This window comes from Bradyrhizobium sp. (assembly GCF_019244115.1).
GTDB lineage: Bacteria > Pseudomonadota > Alphaproteobacteria > Rhizobiales > Xanthobacteraceae > Bradyrhizobium.
Window position 1 is genome coordinate 1 of the sequence record NZ_JAFATE010000113.1, and the last position, 3172, is coordinate 3172.

At 64.1% G+C, this 3172-nt stretch carries 2 protein-coding genes; both read left to right on the forward strand.

Features of this window, described 5'->3' with window-relative positions; translation table 11 throughout:
* Nucleotides 1–2548, forward strand: a 2548-nt coding sequence (locus tag JOZ76_RS05440; RefSeq protein ID WP_291697606.1) for an efflux RND transporter permease subunit, incomplete at its 5' end; no start/stop codon positions are given.
* Nucleotides 2549–2550: 2 nt separating this feature from the next.
* Nucleotides 2551–3172: efflux RND transporter permease subunit (locus tag JOZ76_RS05445; protein WP_291697607.1), on the forward strand; the 622-nt coding region annotated here is incomplete at its 3' end.

Here is a 3172-nt window from a genome sequence, read left to right on the forward strand (position 1 = left end):
CCGCGCGGACATTCGCAAGCTCGCAGCTTACGGGCTCAACATCGACGACCTCCGTACCACGCTCGGCAACGCCAACGTCAACACGCCCAAGGGCAATTTCGACGGCGGGATGCGCGCCTACACCATCAACGCCAACGACCAGATCCGAAATGCCAGCGACTATCGCTCGCTGATCGTCGCCTACAAGAACGGCTCGCCGGTACGCCTCTCCGATGTCGGCGAGGTCATTGACGGGGCGCAGAACGACAAGCTCGGCGCCTGGATGAACGAGACGCCTGCGATCATTCTCAACATCCAGCGGCAGCCCGGGGCCAACGTGATCTCGGTCGTCGATGGCATCAAGGCGCTGCTGCCGCAATTACAGGCCACGCTGCCGGCCGCGATCGATCTGGCGATTCTGACGGACCGGACCGTCACGATTCGCGCCTCGGTGCGCGACGTCGAATACGAGTTGTCGCTCGCCGTCATCCTGGTCGTGCTGGTGATCTTCGTGTTCCTGCGCTCGACGCGCGCCACGCTGATCCCGAGCCTGTCCGTGCCGCTGTCGCTGGTCGGCACGCTCGGCGCGATGTATCTGTTCGGCTTCAGCCTCAACAATCTGTCGCTGATGGCACTGACCATCGCCACGGGCTTTGTCGTCGACGACGCGATCGTGGTGATCGAGAACATTTCGCGCTACATCGAGGAAGGAATGTCGCCGCTGCAGGCGGCGCTGCGCGGCTCCGAGCAGATCGGCTTCACCATCATCTCGCTGACGGTCTCGCTGATCGCGGTGCTGATCCCGCTGTTGTTCATGGGCGACGTGGTCGGCCGCCTGTTCCGCGAATTCGCGATCACGCTCTCGGTCACCATCCTGATCTCCGCCGTGGTGTCACTGACACTGGTGCCGATGGCCTGCGCAAAACTGCTGAGGCCCGAAACGGACGCACGTGAGAACGCGTTGCAGCGCTGGAGCCGCGTGGGTTTCGACCGCATCATCGACATCTACGCCGCCATGCTGCGCTGGGTGCTCGATCGCCAGACCTTTGTGCTGCTGATCGCGCTCGCCACCTTCGGCCTCACGGCCTATCTCTATGTCGTGATCCCCAAGGGATTCTTTCCGCTGCAGGATTCCGGCGTCATCCAGGCGATCTCCGAGGCGCCGCAATCGGTGTCCTACGCCGCGATGGCGGAACGCCAGCAGCAGCTTGCCAGCATCATCGTGAAGGACCCGGAAGTCGAGAGCCTCTCATCCTTTATCGGCGTGGACGGCACCAATACCACGCTGAACAACGGTCGCATCCTGATCAACCTCAAGCCGCATGACCAACGCAAATCGGACATCGCGACCGTCATGCAGCGGATCAGGACCGCGACTGCGTCGCTCACCGGCGTCACGCTCTACATGCAGCCGGTGCAGGATCTCACCATCGAAGGCACCGTCAGCAAGACGCAATATCAGTTCATCCTGATGGACGCCGATCCGGCCCAGCTTGCCGAATGGACGCCAAAGCTGGTGGACAAGCTGCGGACGCTGCCGCAGTTCAGTGACGTGGCGAGCGACATCTCGGCGCAGGGCCTCTCCGTGTTCGTCGAGATCGACCGCGACCAGGCCGCCCGCTTCGGCATCACGCCCGCGACCGTCGACAACGCGCTCTACGATTCCTATGGCCAGCGCATTGTCTCGACCATCTTCACCAACTCCAACCAGTATCGGGTCATCCTCGAAGCCGATCCGGCGCTGCAAAACTCGCTGCAGTCGCTGAAGGACATCTATCTCCCGTCCTCGGTCGGCTCGACGCCGGTTCCGCTCGCGGTGATGGCCAAGATGCGGGAAGAGACCGCGCCGCTGCAGGTCTCGCATCTCGGCCAGTTTCCGTCCGCTACCGTGTCGTTCAACCTGGCGCCGGGCGCTTCCCTCGGCGAAGCGGTCGCGGCCGTCAAACAGGCGCAGATAGACATCGGCCAGCCGCTCGGCGTGATCACGAGTTTTCAGGGCGCCGCGCTCGCCTTCCAGTCCTCGCTGTCCAACCAGCTCTTCCTGATCATGGCCGCGATCGTCACGGTCTACATCGTACTGGGCGTGCTGTATGAGAGCTTCATCCACCCCGTGACCATACTGTCGACGCTGCCGTCGGCGGGCATCGGCGCGCTGCTCGCGTTGATGGCAGCCGGCCAGGACCTGACCATCGTCGCGATCATCGGCATCATCTTGCTGATCGGCATCGTCAAGAAGAACGCGATCATGATGATCGATTTTGCGCTCGACGCCGAGCGCAACGAACGGAGGTCGCCGCGCGACGCGATCTATCAGGCCTGCCTGCTGCGCTTCCGCCCGATCATCATGACGACCATGGCGGCGGTGCTCGGCGCGCTGCCGCTGATGGTCGGAACGGGCGCCGGTTCGGAGCTGCGGCATCCCCTCGGCATCTCCATCGTCGGCGGCCTGCTGGTCAGCCAGCTCCTGACCCTGTTCACGACGCCGGTGATCTATCTCTGGTTCGACCGGCTGGCGAACCGTTTTGCCGGTGGTGCTGACAGCGCCGGCCAACCAGACGGGTCGCATTAGCCATGGACCCGTCGACACCCTTCATCCGCCGGCCAGTCGCAACCACGTTGCTGACATTCGGGCTGGCGGCGGCGGGCGTGGTCGCCTTCTTCAAGCTACCGGTCTCGCCGCTGCCGCAGGTGGATTTCCCGACCATTTCGGTGCAGGCGACCTTGCCGGGGGCAAGTCCGCAGGACGTGGCCACGACGGTCGCAAGTCCGCTGGAGCGTCATCTTGGCCAGATCGCCGACGTCATCGAGATGACCTCGCAGAGCTCGGTCGGCTCGGTGCGCATCACCCTGCAGTTCGGCTTGAACCGCGACATCAACGGCGCAGCGCGCGACGTGCAGGCCGCGATCAATGCCGCACGTGCCGACCTGCCGACTAGTCTCAGGAGCAACCCGACTTATAAGAAGGTCAATCCGGCGGACGCGCCGATCCTGATCCTGACGTTGACCTCAGACACGGCCACGCGCGGCGACCTCTACGATGCGGCTTCCACCGTGCTTGCGCAAAAGCTGTCGCAGGTCGAAGGCATCGGCGAGGTCGTGGTGGGCGGCAGCTCGCTGCCCGCGGTGCGCGTCGACCTCACTCCGTCCGCCCTCTACAAATACGGCATTGGCCTCGAGGACGTCCGCGCCGCGC